Annotated in this window: 14 protein-coding genes; 9 read left to right on the forward strand and 5 right to left on the reverse strand. The window is 48.1% G+C overall.

What is annotated here, in order from left to right; genetic code table 11:
- Window positions 1-14: 14 nt before the first annotated feature.
- The 4 genes from FYJ51_RS08620 to FYJ51_RS08635 all read right to left on the reverse strand — a co-directional run bounded on the left by FYJ51_RS08620 (window position 15) and on the right by FYJ51_RS08635 (window position 3,059).
- Window positions 15-668 carry a cupin domain-containing protein gene (locus FYJ51_RS08620; protein ID WP_105304178.1) on the reverse strand — a complete coding sequence of 218 codons (654 nt, stop codon included), beginning with the start codon at window positions 666-668 and terminating at the stop codon, window positions 15-17.
- A gap of 3 nt (window positions 669-671) precedes the next feature.
- On the reverse strand, window positions 672-2,246 hold the full coding sequence (gene hcp, locus FYJ51_RS08625) for a hydroxylamine reductase (RefSeq protein ID WP_235897262.1): 1,575 nt from the start codon (window positions 2,244-2,246) through the stop codon (window positions 672-674).
- 13 nt (window positions 2,247-2,259) lie between these two features.
- Window positions 2,260-2,838, reverse strand: a complete 579-nt coding sequence (locus tag FYJ51_RS08630; RefSeq protein WP_154504993.1) for a hypothetical protein — start codon at window positions 2,836-2,838, stop codon at window positions 2,260-2,262.
- A 5-nt stretch (window positions 2,839-2,843) separates the two neighbouring features.
- Window positions 2,844-3,059 carry a DUF1858 domain-containing protein gene (locus tag FYJ51_RS08635; RefSeq protein ID WP_154504995.1) on the reverse strand — a complete coding sequence of 72 codons (216 nt, stop codon included), beginning with the start codon at window positions 3,057-3,059 and terminating at the stop codon, window positions 2,844-2,846.
- A gap of 87 nt (window positions 3,060-3,146) precedes the next feature.
- Between FYJ51_RS08635 and FYJ51_RS08640 the strand changes: the two genes are divergently transcribed.
- From FYJ51_RS08640 to FYJ51_RS08650, 3 genes are read left to right on the forward strand one after another with little or no spacing between them, the layout of a single operon-like run.
- Complete coding sequence (locus FYJ51_RS08640; protein WP_154504997.1) at window positions 3,147-3,815, forward strand: Crp/Fnr family transcriptional regulator; 669 nt, start codon at window positions 3,147-3,149, stop codon at window positions 3,813-3,815.
- Window positions 3,812-4,207, forward strand: coding sequence for a DUF488 domain-containing protein (locus FYJ51_RS08645; protein ID WP_154504999.1), 396 nt, complete (start codon window positions 3,812-3,814; stop codon window positions 4,205-4,207). Before FYJ51_RS08640 ends, FYJ51_RS08645 begins: the two co-directional genes overlap by 4 nt.
- The gene (locus FYJ51_RS08650; protein ID WP_105304173.1) at window positions 4,170-4,376 is read left to right on the forward strand and encodes a hypothetical protein; all 207 of its coding nucleotides are present in this window, start codon (window positions 4,170-4,172) and stop codon (window positions 4,374-4,376) included. Before FYJ51_RS08645 ends, FYJ51_RS08650 begins: the two co-directional genes overlap by 38 nt.
- A 112-nt stretch (window positions 4,377-4,488) precedes the next feature.
- Here FYJ51_RS08650 and FYJ51_RS08655 read toward each other — a convergent pair whose 3' ends face one another.
- Complete coding sequence (locus FYJ51_RS08655; RefSeq protein ID WP_154505001.1) at window positions 4,489-6,024, reverse strand: DUF438 domain-containing protein; 1,536 nt, start codon at window positions 6,022-6,024, stop codon at window positions 4,489-4,491.
- 254 nt (window positions 6,025-6,278) lie between these two features.
- Between FYJ51_RS08655 and FYJ51_RS08660 the strand changes: the two genes are divergently transcribed.
- From FYJ51_RS08660 to FYJ51_RS08685, 6 genes are all read left to right on the forward strand, one after another.
- A complete protein-coding gene (locus tag FYJ51_RS08660; RefSeq protein WP_154505003.1) occupies window positions 6,279-6,503 on the forward strand; it encodes a hypothetical protein in 225 nt (74 codons plus the stop codon).
- 87 nt (window positions 6,504-6,590) lie between these two features.
- Entirely contained in the window at window positions 6,591-6,971 is a 381-nt protein-coding gene (locus tag FYJ51_RS08665; protein ID WP_154505005.1) for an SdpI family protein, read from the forward strand.
- Between the two features lie 109 nt (window positions 6,972-7,080).
- Window positions 7,081-7,614, forward strand: a complete 534-nt coding sequence (locus FYJ51_RS08670; protein WP_154505007.1) for a macro domain-containing protein — start codon at window positions 7,081-7,083, stop codon at window positions 7,612-7,614.
- Between the two features lie 255 nt (window positions 7,615-7,869).
- Window positions 7,870-8,085, forward strand: a complete 216-nt coding sequence (locus FYJ51_RS08675; protein ID WP_105304168.1) for a VOC family protein — start codon at window positions 7,870-7,872, stop codon at window positions 8,083-8,085.
- 33 nt (window positions 8,086-8,118) lie between these two features.
- Window positions 8,119-11,067, forward strand: coding sequence for a DUF3427 domain-containing protein (locus tag FYJ51_RS08680; RefSeq protein WP_154505009.1), 2,949 nt, complete (start codon window positions 8,119-8,121; stop codon window positions 11,065-11,067).
- A gap of 282 nt (window positions 11,068-11,349) precedes the next feature.
- Window positions 11,350-11,574 (forward strand): hypothetical protein, encoded by a 225-nt coding sequence (locus FYJ51_RS08685; RefSeq protein WP_154505011.1) that lies wholly within the window; start codon window positions 11,350-11,352, stop codon window positions 11,572-11,574.
- The last annotated feature ends 2 nt before the right edge of the window (window positions 11,575-11,576 follow it).

The following is an 11,576-nucleotide window of genomic DNA, read 5'->3' on the forward strand; positions in this document are numbered from 1 at the left end:
CCTCCCTCACGAAATTACTCCAAAGTAAGCAGCAGTGCCATCTTGAACTGCTTCACTGCTTTCACTGCATGCAGACCGCCCTTGGCAAAATGGAAGTTCTCACCTGCATGAATCAGGTGGTCCTCTCCTTCATAGCGGATCACTCCCTCGCCATCCAGAGCGAAGATGATTGCCTCTCCCGGAGCAGCATGCTCGGAAAGACTGGTTCCTTCATCAAACGCCATGACGACGAACTTCATCTTCTCATTGTGAACCACATCCATGTTGACAATCCGTCCCTCTGCATAAGGAACCAGATCCTTGAGCTGGAATACTTCTCCTGCTTTCACTGCTTCATTCATGATATCGCCTCTCTTCACTGCAATTTCTGTATATACTGCGCTTCTGACCGTTCTCATTCCGACAGCCTGATCCGCGGCGGTGACAATGCTGTCACCCGTCCTGAGCTCTCTGGCCTCATTCCCGGTTCCATAAACCTCAAGATCTCCATCGGCGACGATCAGCAGCTTATGGTATGGATGAATCTCTGCACTGATATCCGTTCCTGCCGCCAGGGAGAAGTAAGTGATGGAATTCTCTCCGCCCTGGACCTCCTTCGAGATCGTGCATCCGGGAACCGGAGAATTATCCGCCGCAATCGAGAATACCTTTCCGACCTGCTCGTTCATGGCTTATGCGAGAATCGCTTTCAGATCACCCTCGGCAGTTCCGGTCGGACCGATATTGTACTGCTCGACCAGATAATTCAGAACATTCGGAGAAATGAATGCAGGCAGGGTAGGTCCGAGCTTGATATTCCGGATGCCGAGCGAAAGCAGCGTCAGCAGTACACATACAGCCTTCTGCTCGTACCAGGAAAGCACGATGGACAGCGGCAGCTCATTGACCCCGCAGCCGAAGGCATCGGCCAGCGCCAGGGCAACCTTGATAGCACTGAAGGCATCATTGCACTGACCCATATCGAGAATACGCGGCAATCCAGCCACAGTGCCAAGATCCAGATCATTGAACCGGTACTTGCCGCAGGCAAGTGTCAGGATCACAGTATCATCCGGGGAGTCCTTGACGAGCTCGGTGTAATAATTTCTGCCAGGTCTTGCACCATCGCATCCGCCGACCAGCAGGAAATGCTTGATTTCGCCCTTCTTCACAGCCTCAACGATCTTGTCGGCAATTCCAAGTACCGTGCCATGCGCAAAGCCGGTCATGACGCTCGTGCCGCCATTGATGCCGGTAAACTGCGTATCTTCTGCATATCCGCCAAGTTCGAGTGCTTTCTCAATGACCGGCGTGAAGTCCTTGTCTTCGCCGATATGAACCAATCCCGGATAGGAAACAACCTCGGTTGTGAACACTCTGTCCTTGTAGCTCTCGCGCGGAGGCATCAGGCAGTTGGTCGTGAAGACTACCGGAGCAGGAATATCAGCAAACTCCTTCTGCTGATGCTGCCAGGCAGTACCGAAGTTGCCCTTGAGATGCGGGTATTCCTTCAGCTTCGGATAGCCATGCGCCGGCAGCATCTCACCATGGGTATAGATATTGATTCCCTTGTCCTTTGTCTGCTCCAGAAGCTGCTTCAGATCATACAGATCATGACCGGAGACCACAATGAACGGTCCTTTTTCTACTTTCAGCNGAACCGTGACAGGAACAGGATTTCCGAAGGTCTCGGTATTTGCCCGATCCAGCATCTCCATGCACTTGTAATTGACCTGCCCGACTTCCATGACAATCGGCAGCAGCTCATTCATGCCCAGATCTTCGCCGATTGCACAGAGCGCTTTGACAAAGAACTGATTGACCGTTTCATCCGTATAGCCGAGAACACCAGCATGATATGCATATGCTGCCATGCCGCGGATACCGAAGAGAATCAGAGACTTCAGGGAACGGATATCCTCATCTGCATTCCAGACGTTTTCCATCCGGTAATCCTCAGCTGCGGCCGGGCCTTCAGCAATGCGGTTCTTCTCGGCATGGACCTCATCGATCAGAACCTTCAGGGTTTCTTCATTGAAGTTCACGTTGGTGATCGTGGTGAAGAGCCCCTTGATCAGAAGATGATACGTGCTGCTGGCAGCGTTCCCGCTTTTCTCAGCAGTTCTGGCAAGGCCGATGAGCGCACCGGTCAGATCATCCTGCAGATCTGCTACTTCATAGCTCTTTCCGCAGACGCCTGCACAGCCCCGGCAGCCTGTGCCGCCAGCAGTCTGTTCGCACTGAAAACAAAACATCTTGCTATCCATTTTTCACTCCTCCTTATTCTGTGATGATGGAATAATGGAAATCATCTCCGGCATTCAGCACATAACCGGAATTCTTCAGCATTCCTTCCATGACACTTCTTCTGAGAGCATAGTATGGCGCGCTTGTGCCATGCCAGTACTGCCCGTGAATATCCTGCGTCATCTCCCAGGAAACATGATCTTCGTCCGATCCGGTTTTCACATTGACCCGATCGCAGGGCATCCCGTTCACGAAGAAGTCATCTAACGCCTTGTATGCTTCTTCAGGAGAACCCGCCGCTACGGCATGCTGCTCTCCGAACTGTTCTGCAGCTTTGAGCAATGCGTCCATCCTTGCTTCATCTCCTGCAAGAATCTTCGTAACAAGATCCGCATAGCGGGTTTCGGCATCATTGATCTGTGCCTGCAGCCAGCCATGAATATTGCCTTCATCAATGACGGTCTCAAGAGCAGGCAAACTCTTCTGATAGTGCGCTGCATCCTCGATCCAGCCATTCTGTTCTGCAAGATCCGCAATCTCTGCCGTCAGCTCTTCCTGGTTTCCGATCTTGCCATACAGCCAGTAGTGAATCGGCCCTAATACTGCACTCATCCTGATTACCCTCTGAACTCTGCAATCTTCTCGTTCAGCGCATGAACGACAATGCTAGGGTCTACCCCGTGAATCTCGCAGGCATCCTTTACGGAATCACCCTGGGAAGCAGGGCAGCCAAGGCAGTACATGCCGATTCCATAAAGCACTTTTGCTGTTTCCGGGTAATTTTCTACTAATTCTCCGACCAGCGTCTTTTCTGTTACGATCGCGTTCTCCATCAATGAAGTCCTCCTTGTATTTGCAGATTCAGTATCCTATAATCTGGAATACAAAGATGTTGGTGTAACAACAAAAGGAGGAAAATCATGAATAATTTCTTTCTGCAGAATACACCTCTCTTCCATGGCATCCGGGAAGAAGAGATTCAGGCGATGATGTCCTGTCTCGGCGCCCGGGAAAAGCATTATCAGAAAGACGAAGTCATCCTGCGGGCAGGCAGTCCGACCGCGGAGATCGGCCTGGTGGAATCAGGAAGCGTCAATATCGTCGTGAATTTCTACTGGGGCAGCAGCAACATCTTCGGACATGTGGAAAAAGGTCAGATCTTTGCCGAGAATTATGCATCAATTCCTGGTCAGGAGTTGCTTTGCGATGTGGTCGCAGCCGAAGAGTGCGAGATCCTGTTTCTGAACATGAGACAGCTTTCCTCGACCTGCTCGAAAGCATGTTCCTTCCATAACCGCCTGATTCAGAATCTGCTCTCGATCTCCGCAAAGAAGAACCTCGGACTCTCCAGCCGCATGATGCACATCGCTCCGAAGGGGATCAGGGATCGTCTGCTTTCCTATCTTTCCGAACAGGCCCTGAAGAACGGGAGCTCTCATTTTCTGATTCCGTTCGACCGTCAGCAGCTGGCTGACTATCTCGGTGTGGACCGCAGCGCACTTTCCAATGAACTTTCCAAGATGCAGAAAGACGGACTGATTACCTATCGGAAGAATGAATTCACATTGAATGAGAAGGTGAGAATATGAGTGAACTCTTATGCAAGCGTATCTATGAACCGAAAGCAGAGAACGATGGATTCCGGATCCTGGCAGACCGCCTCTGGCCAAGAGGAATCCGGAAAGAAAATGCCGGAATCGATCTCTGGGCAAAGGAAATTGCTCCGTCGCCGGAACTCAGAAAGTGGTTCGGACATGACCCGGAACGCTTCCAGGAATTCCGCGCCCGCTATCTCAAGGAGCTTTCCGGAAATCAGCAGGCACAGACCCTGTCTGCGATGGTGAACGAGAAGCTGCAGACGAGCAATGTGACGCTGCTCTATGCAGCGAAAGACACTGCTATGAACAACGCAGCCGTTCTGAAAGAATGGCTGGAGTCAGGATATGGAAAAGAACGACAGGGACAGACTGCGCGCATTTGAGAACATGCTGGAAGAGATCAGAGTGCAGGCAGATGCACAGCAGAAGGAAATGGACCGTCTCAGAGCCGAGGGCAAGGAAAAGACTGCCACCTATCGGCAGTACTTCGGAAATCGTCTTCTGTACCGGATGATGCTGGAGAAATACCGGCAATACGGTCTGCTGGAATGAAACTTTCATTCTGCACCCCGCTGATGCAGGCAGCAATGATTCTCCTTATGACAGAAAATGCAGCAGCCGGATCATGTTATGCTCATGATCTGCTGCTGCATCTTTTTTTGTCTTACCAGTTCTGATGGCTCTGCGGTTCGTTTCCCGCAGCGAAGTGCTGCTTTGCAAATTCCATATCCTGAACACACTCTGCCGTTCCAAGATACGTTCCGGAAGAATCGCGGACTGCAAGATATCTCACCAGCATCGTCTTTCCGCCTTTCTCCATCCAGACTTCAACACTGTCCCGTCTGCCGTTGCGGAAGTCATCAATGATCTGACGCACCATCGGTTCAATCTTCGGAGGATGGCAGGAGAATACCTCACGGTCAATGGCCATGCCCGGGCGCTTGAAGACCTTCGGGCCCTCATTGAAGAAGCGGTTGATATTCTCTGCATCTACGAAGGTGATTTCCATAGGAATCGTATTCAGCAGAGCAGTCAGCTGATCCAGGGTGAGGTGGCCGCCTGGCATCACGACCTCTCCGGAAACAGCTTTCACCGGTGCCTGTGCAGATTGCTCTGCTTCTTCCCAGGTCTTCCTGCTTACCCCGAAGCATTCGGCATAATCTGAAGAATCTTTGTAAATGCCATGCCACTCCTCTTCCGAGAAATTCACGGCACAGATCGGGAACAGAATATTCTGCTCTTTGTAGATCATTTCTTCTGCCCGCTTCAGAACGGCATCCATGCGTGTATTCCAGGCATCATCATGCTCCGCTTCCCTGACAAGGGCACCGAGTTCATCGCGAATCTCATCATCCACGGTCCACATGACATCAGACGGACCTGAAACTCCATATCTCACCTTGAGCAAGGGATAGAGCAGATCGCCTTTCTTTGCGTAATGAATCGATACTTCACGGATCTTCGCAATCAGCGAAGTATTCTTTGTCTCCCGATATTCCTTCAGCAATGCAGAGAGCGCCTGATTCTCAGCCGTGAGCGTCTGCAGCGGATGACCGGAAACAGCCTCCAGAGCAGCTGCTTTTGCATTCTTGTCACCATAATCCTTTTTCTCAAAGGAATTCCGCTTTGCAAGCTCTGCCTGAATCTTCTGCCGTTTCAGAGATTCTTCTACGGCCTTTTCTGCATTGGCAATCTGTTCGTCACGGGTAGCACCATGGAATAATGCAGAATGGATATCGCAGAGTCGCTGAACCTCTGAAAGCGGTGTTCCTTCCTTCATCAGTTCCTGTTCTGCCTTCATGATCTCAGAAGCATCTACCTCGCCGAACTCCCGTACGAAGTCAGCCCGGACACTTTCAAGATCTTCGCCATTTCCCAGGCGGCGCAGATATGCTTTCAGCTGTTCCGTGCGATGATCAGAAGAAACCGGTGCAGGGGCAGGAACAGCTTCCGGCATCTGGATCTCCGGCATCTTTCCTTCCAGTTCAAACCCATTTGCCATCAGCGCAGAAACAACCTCCATCATAGAGATGTTCTTCATCTTCGCTCCCTTCGGAATCGTCATGATCTTGCCTACCGAATTCAGCACCGGCTTCTTTGTGATTTCCGTGAAACCAAGCTTAGCCATGATATCAATGAGCTCAGGATATTCCTCCGTAAGTTCAAAAACAGTTTTATTCAAGTCAATCTTTCTGGACATATCAGATCTCCTCTCTTGATCTGATCCTAGAATAACGGGAAATCAGGACTATTTATGTTGGCAAGACAACGAAATTGTTATTTTTCTGAAATCATGGTTTCTGATTTCTTGAAACGGCCCTGTCTTGTCACCAATGATCACTATCTGCTTCCGAAGATCCGGCATTGACAGCAAGAGAATATCAGGTGCGATAGAGAGGCAATAGCACTCCTTCAGATGCAGGTTTTGTTGTACCTGCCGGAAGGAGTGCTTTTATGAAAAACAGAACAGCATATGTGATCCGTGTCAATCCTCAGGGCAGAGCCGTGTTCTTCAGCTGGCGGGATGCCGAAGGTACCGTGAAAGATGGTGCATTCTACCGCCATTCCGATGGCGTCTGGGGAGCATCCCCTGAATTTCTGGAAGAAAGTGCTGCAGCCCGCAGACACATCTATGCATATGTGCAGAGATGGCAGCGCAGAAAACGCCAAGCTGATTAAGAAGATGCTCATGGCAGAACGCCATGAGCATTTCTTCACCCTCGTAACCCCATGCTATGATAGGAAAAGCAAAGAAGGAGAGAGAACATGACAGGATTCTGGATCTACATGCTGGTGATGGTACTGCTCATTCCTTTCAGCATGATCGGATTCGGAATCTATCTGAATAACGGCGGACCAAAGGAGATCAGTCATGTCATCGGATACCGGACAAATAGGTCGATGCGGAATCAGGAAACCTGGGACTTTGCGCAGAGAACGTGCGGCAGATACTGGAGAAGCTATGGCCGGATTCTGCTGCCGGTCGGTGCTCTCTGCATGGTTCTGTTCCTCGGGAAGAGCGAAGATGCGATCGGAACTGCCGGAATGGTGATCATCTATCTTCAGCTTGCCGTCATGATCTGCACGATCTTCCTGACGGAATCCGCTCTGAAGAAGAACTTTGATGAAGAAGGAAGACGCAGGTAAAGATTCCGCTCGATTCCTTATCATGTGTATTCTGTGGAATTTATGCCCCGGAATATGACAGGGAACTCGCATCCGCCTATACTGGAAACAGGATCAGTGAGGAAACCTCATGCGCACAATCAGAATTCAGAAAATCGGAATCACGTATCTTCAGACGGATGCGATCGTGAATGCCGCAAACAGTTCTCTGGCGGCAGGCGGAGGGGTGTGCGGTGCGATCTTCTCGGAAGCAGGATACCGGGAACTCTCAGAAGCCTGCGAAAAGATCGGAGGCTGCCGAACCGGCGATGCCGTGATCACGCCTGGCTTCCATCTTCCGGCTAAGTACATTATTCATGCGGTCGGACCAGTCTACCAGGATGGCAATCACAGAGAGCCACAGCTGCTGTATTCTGCCTATCAGAACTCTCTCCATCTGGCCAAGGAATATCACTGTCATTCTATCGGCTTTCCGCTGATCTCTGCCGGAATCTTCGGCTATCCGAAGAAGCAGGCATGGAGAAAAGCGCTGCAGGCATGCATGGACTTCATCTCTGCTCATCCGGATTATCAGATCGATATCATCTTTGCTGTACTGGACGATGAGATCAAAGCAATGGGAGAAGAGACGCTGGCAGAACTGCAGTCCATGGAGCATTGCTGAATCAGGGATTCTGGCATACGATCAGTCGGTTCAGGAAGATCCGGAGATTCCGCTGAAGAATTGCCTGATGAAATAAGAATCAGAAATCACGTGAGGCTGATTGCAATCAGCTTCACGTTTTCATACGAACCTTCTTCTGATCTGTTAGATTGAATCTTCATGGGAGAAGAATAGGATGAAGATTCAGAAAACGGAAATCATGCTGTATGTGAAGGATATGGAACAGTCGATGAAATTCTGACGGGCCAGATTGGTATGACAGAGATTGAGGATCGGGGTGGACCAGGCGGAAGTCATGTGTTTGCGGTCAGCCAGCACGGAATGAATGTCTCCATTATCCTTCTAGTTCAGGAGCGGGTCCGCCAGTATTCACCAGAGATCAGCTGCATCACTTCTTCGATCATGTTTCATACAGAAAATCTGCAGGAGACACACGATACCATGAAAGCTGCCGGGGTTTTCCGTATGTGATTGAGCTGCTAAAATAACAGCAGGAACATGTCTATGAACAATGATATTTTGGCAGAAATACAGCGTGGGATTACTACTGCATTTATTGATAAGAATGCAGAATCCAGCGAATCGTTTCAGCCTCAGTTCATTTCAAATGATTACCGCGAAGGGAAAAAGGTGCTTTCTTCGATCGAGGGTGAGCTGCTTTCCTGTGACCAGTTTTTCATTAGTGTTGCATTTATTACGCTTTCCGGAATTGAACCTCTGCTGCAGATATTGAAGGTGCTGGAGAAAAGAGGCGTGAAAGGCCAGATTCTCACGACAGACTATCTGAACTTTTCGGAACCGAATGCTTTAAAGAAGCTTCATACATTATCAAATATTGAGGTGCGGATGTTCCGGGTCCAGGGCGGAAATGGCTTCCATACGAAAGGCTACATATTCAGAAAATCTGAGCTTTACAAGATCATTGTCGGAAGCTCGAATCTGACTGCAAAAGCCCTCACTGAAAACAAAGAATGGAATACCAAAATCCTGTCCACGGCGAATGGGGAATATGCGGACCAGCTGTTAGCTGAGTTTGAAGCTCTCTGGAATGATGAAAACAGCTTGTCTTTCGATGCGTTTTTCGCGGATTACGAGCAAAGATATCGCAATCTGAATAGCGTGCTTCAGGCAGTAAAAGATGCTAGCAGGACGCAAGGAGGAGTAGGATATTCCGTTCATGAGATACAGCCGAATTCCATGCAGAGAGCGTTCTTGAAGAACCTGAACGAACTGCAGGATCGACATCAAAGCAGAGCATTGCTGATCTCAGCAACAGGAACCGGCAAGACGTATGCATCCGCATTTGCTGCTCGTCAATTCAATCCAAGAAGAATGCTCTTTCTCGTTCATCGCGAGCAGGTAGCGAAGAAGGCGATGGAAAGCTACAGGAAAGTCATCAATAATGGCAGAACCTACGGCCTTCTCTCAGGAACTAGCAAAGAGACGAATGCAGATTATATTTTCTCGACCATTCAGACGATTTCAAAAGATGAAACCCTGCATCAATTTGCAAAGAATGCTTTTGATCTGATTATTGTGGATGAAGTTCATCACGCTGCAGCATCAACTTATCAGAAACTTCTGAATTACTTTACGCCGAAGTTCTGGCTAGGAATGACAGGATCTCCTGATCGGGCCGATGGCTATGATATCTATGATCTGTTTGATCATAATATTGCTTGTGAGATCCGATTGCAGCAAGCCTTGGAAGATGACTTGCTTTGTCCGTTCCATTACTTCGGAATTACTGACCAGACGATCGATGACCAGGAACCATTGTCTCCCAAAACAGATCGCAGTCTTTCTGCGCTGCTTTCCGATGAACGAATCGATCATATTGTTCAGAATGCAGAATACTTCGGCTATTCAGGTAATCGTGTAAAAGGTTTGATTTTCTGCAGCAGACGTGAAGAGGGCGAAGGTCTTTCTGAAAAGCTGAATGAGCGCGGCTATCGGACAGTCTTTATTGCCGGCGATGATCACGGAAAGGAAGGCTTAACGGCAGAGGAATACCGCGAACAGCAGATTGAGCGCCTTACCGCAGATGAAGGACACGATCTCGTGGACTACATCATTACTNTGGACATTTTCAATGAAGGCGTCGATATTCCGGAAGTGAATCAGGTAATTCTGCTGCGGCCAACTCAGTCACCGGTTGTATTTATTCAGCAGCTGGGCCGCGGTCTGCGCAAACATGAGGGAAAAGAGTTTGTTGTCATTCTCGACTTCATCGGCAATTACACCAATAACTACATGATTCCGATTGCATTATCTGGGGATCGCTCCTACAACAAGGACAATATCCGCAAATATGTGAGAGAAGGTAATCGTATTATTCCTGGATCATCAACTATTCATTTTGATGAGATATCAAAAGAACGGATCTATCAGTCGATTAATCAGTCCACGACTCCATCAGCTCTAAAGAAAGAAAAGTATGAACTTTTAAAGGCAAAGCTGGGCAGAATCCCGACCATATTGGATTTTTACCAATATGGGGAGATTGATCCGACTCTTTTCATTGATGGAAAAATCAGAAGCTATGACGAATATGTTCGGAAAGTAGATCGAAATTATCACGTGACATTCACTGCTGATCAGCAGCTGGTATTAGAGTACATTACACGGTTTTTCCTGAATGGGATGCGTCCGCATGAGTTATTGATGATGCAGATGCTGGTAGATGGGGAGACCATTACGCCAAAGGCATTTGCAGAGAGACTGAAAGCCTTTGATCCAAACTCCAGGTTTTCGATGGAAGACTATCGTTCTTCGGTGAGAATGCTGCTCAATCAGTTTGCAAATCGTCCGGAAGATAAAAAGCTTTTTGCTGCAATGTCGATTCTCAAGGGCGGAGACACTGGGTACTACAGTTCAACTGGATTCTCTATTTCATTATTAGATGGAAATTTCCGAGTTGAGTTATGTACTTTGATCGCTTATGGATTGCACCTTTACAAGGACAAATATGCCAAGCATGATAGCAATCATCTTGTTTTATATGAGAAATATTCCCGCAGAGATGTGTGCCGTCTTTTGGATTGGGATAAAGATGAGAGCAGCACGATTTATGGATATACGTTTAAACACCACCAGTGTCCTATTTTTGTGACCTATGAAAAGCTTGAGGGAATCAGCAAATCAATTCAGTATGCTGACGAGTTTGTTAATCCCGGGGTATTCAGCTGGATGACCCGGAATCATGTGACAATGAAACATCCTGATATCATTCGATTGCAGGAATCAGAGAAGAATGGAATGGAGATCTTCCTGTTCGTTAAAAAATCCGATGGAGAAGGGAATGATCATTATTACCTTGGAAAAGTAAAACCAATCCATTATGAAGAGACTGTTCAGATGGATGATCACGGCAGAGAATGTCCAATTGTAAATGTTCAGATGAAGCTTGAGCATGCGGTCCGAGAGGATATTTTTGATTATCTGGTGAAGTAGTAAGCTTCCTTCTAATCTTCGTGAATGCAGACCGCCAGAAGTGCATCATGCATCCGGGTCTATAACATCAAGATAAATGAAAGTCAGGACAGTGTTCCTGGCTTTTTTAAGTGAGAATATCGTTCAGAATGCAGGATAGGGGTTCCTGAAAAGTGTTCTAATTACAGGATGATTAATTAATTATGAAAAAATAATCTTAAAATTGTTGACATGTAAAGCGCTTTCATTCTTTAATGAAGTTAATGATTTCACAATGTAACACACAATCTAATAAGGAGGCAGATGATGGACGAAGAATTGAAGAGTACTACCAGGGAGGAGGAACTGAATCATCTTCTGGATTACATGGTTCACCACACCAGACATCACAATGAAGAGCTCGCTGAGCTGGCAGATTCCGTAAAAGCAGAGCATCCGGATCTTTATGCACTGATTCAGGAGGCATGCCGGCAGTCAGAAGCAGCCTGCCTCTCGCTGGAAAAGGCGCTTGCCTTGCTGAAAGCGTAATT

The organism is Stecheria intestinalis (genome assembly GCF_009696165.1).
Classification (GTDB): Bacteria; Bacillota_I; Bacilli_A; order Erysipelotrichales; family Erysipelotrichaceae; genus Bulleidia; species Bulleidia intestinalis.

Coding starts and splice junctions, on each gene's coding strand:
- FYJ51_RS08620 (WP_105304178.1), bottom strand. CDS start 668: ATGAACGAGCAGGTCGGAAAGGTATTCTCGATTGCGGCGGATAATTCT.
- FYJ51_RS08630 (WP_154504993.1), bottom strand. CDS start 2,838: ATGAGTGCAGTATTAGGGCCGATTCACTACTGGCTGTATGGCAAGATC.
- FYJ51_RS08635 (WP_154504995.1), bottom strand. CDS start 3,059: ATGGAGAACGCGATCGTAACAGAAAAGACGCTGGTCGGAGAATTAGTA.
- FYJ51_RS08640 (WP_154504997.1), top strand. CDS start 3,147: ATGAATAATTTCTTTCTGCAGAATACACCTCTCTTCCATGGCATCCGG.
- FYJ51_RS08645 (WP_154504999.1), top strand. CDS start 3,812: ATGAGTGAACTCTTATGCAAGCGTATCTATGAACCGAAAGCAGAGAAC.
- FYJ51_RS08650 (WP_105304173.1), top strand. CDS start 4,170: ATGGAAAAGAACGACAGGGACAGACTGCGCGCATTTGAGAACATGCTG.
- FYJ51_RS08655 (WP_154505001.1), bottom strand. CDS start 6,024: ATGTCCAGAAAGATTGACTTGAATAAAACTGTTTTTGAACTTACGGAG.
- FYJ51_RS08660 (WP_154505003.1), top strand. CDS start 6,279: ATGAAAAACAGAACAGCATATGTGATCCGTGTCAATCCTCAGGGCAGA.
- FYJ51_RS08665 (WP_154505005.1), top strand. CDS start 6,591: ATGACAGGATTCTGGATCTACATGCTGGTGATGGTACTGCTCATTCCT.
- FYJ51_RS08670 (WP_154505007.1), top strand. CDS start 7,081: ATGCGCACAATCAGAATTCAGAAAATCGGAATCACGTATCTTCAGACG.
- FYJ51_RS08675 (WP_105304168.1), top strand. CDS start 7,870: ATGACAGAGATTGAGGATCGGGGTGGACCAGGCGGAAGTCATGTGTTT.
- FYJ51_RS08685 (WP_154505011.1), top strand. CDS start 11,350: ATGATGGACGAAGAATTGAAGAGTACTACCAGGGAGGAGGAACTGAAT.